1 protein-coding gene is annotated in these 1,428 nt (G+C 64.7%); it reads right to left on the bottom strand.

Features of this window, described 5'->3' with window-relative positions; genetic code table 11:
- Window positions 1-57: 57 nt before the first annotated feature.
- A complete protein-coding gene (locus AWC02_RS14540) occupies window positions 58-1,293 on the bottom strand; it encodes an IS256 family transposase (RefSeq protein ID WP_085129468.1) in 1,236 nt (411 codons plus the stop codon).
- Window positions 1,294-1,428: the final 135 nt, after the last annotated feature.

Here is a 1,428-nt window from a genome sequence, read left to right as displayed (position 1 = left end):
GGTCAAGTCCTTTGACGTGGTGTACGACGTCGTCGTGTGATTCTTCGTTGTGATGGTTCAGGCGGTCAGTGCCGCGGGAATGTCCTCCTGTTCTGTCGGGGTGTCGTTGACGGCGCGGGATTTGCTCAAGACGTCGAGGCCGAGGTAGCGCCGGGATTCGGCCCATTCGTCGTGTTGTTCAGCCAGTACGGCTCCGACGAGGCGGACCAGGGCGGCGCGGTCGGGGAAGATGCCGACGACGTCGGTGCGCCGGCGGATCTCTTTGTTGAGCCGCTCCTGGGGGTTGTTCGACCAGATCTGGCGCCAGATCTGCTTGGGAAACGCGGTGAACGCGAGCAGATCAGCGCGGGCGTCCTCGAGGTGCTCGGCGACCTTGGGCAGTTTATCGGCCAGCGCATCAATGATCCGGTCATATTGAGCAGCAACGGATTCGGCGTCAGGTTGGTCGAACACCGAGTGCAGCAGGGTCCGCACCCACGGCCATGACGCTTTGGGTGTGATCGCCATGAGGTTGGTCGTGTAGTGCGTTCTGCAGCGCTGCCAGGCCGCGCCCGGGACGGTGGCGCCGATCGCGGCGACCAGGCCGGCGTGCGCGTCGCTGGTGACCAGTTTGACCCCGGACAGCCCGCGGGCGGTCAGGGATCGCCAGAACGTCAACCACCCGGCACCGTCTTCGGTGGTGGTCACGTCGATACCGAGGATTTCGCGATACCCCTCGGCGTTGACCCCGACCGCGATCAGCGCGTGCACGTTGACCACCCGGCCGGCTTCACGCACCTTGAGCACCAGGGCGTCGGCAGCCACGAACGTGTACGGGCCGGCATCGAGCGGCCGGGTCCGAAACGCCTCGACGGCGGTGTCGAGTTCCTTGGACATCACCGACACCTGCGACTTGGACAGGCTGGTGATCCCCAGGGTCTCGACCAGCTTGTCCATCCTGCGGGTGGACACCCCGAGCAGGTAGCAGGTGGCCACCACGGTGGTCAGTGCCCGCTCGGCACGTTTGCGCCGTTCCAGCAGCCAGTCCGGGAAGTAGGAGCCGTGGCGCAGCTTGGGTATCGCCAAATCAAGACTGCCGGCGCGGGTGTCGAATTGGCGATGCCGATACCCGTTACGGGAGTTGGTGCGCTCGCCACTGCGCTCGCCGTACCCGGCACCGCACAGCGCATCGGCTTCGGCGCCCATCAGGGTGTGGATGAACGTGGCCAGCAGGTCGCGCAGCACGTCGGGATGAGTGGTGGTGAGTCGTTCAGCCAGCACGGTGGGCAGGTCGATATTGTTGGCAGTGGTCATCGCGTCGATTCCTTTGCTCGAGTGACTTTGACGGGTCTCTCGAAGAATCACGCGATGACCTTCAATCATTCGGCTACGACACGCCGGACCTCACCAGCCGGCCCAGCTCGTACACCACTCTGCTGGACGCAACCT

This window comes from Mycolicibacter engbaekii, from assembly GCF_002101585.1.
Classification (GTDB): domain Bacteria; phylum Actinomycetota; class Actinomycetes; order Mycobacteriales; family Mycobacteriaceae; genus Mycobacterium; species Mycobacterium engbaekii.
The sequence above is the reverse complement of the archived record's forward strand: the minus strand, read 5'-3'. Positions and strand labels throughout refer to the sequence as shown.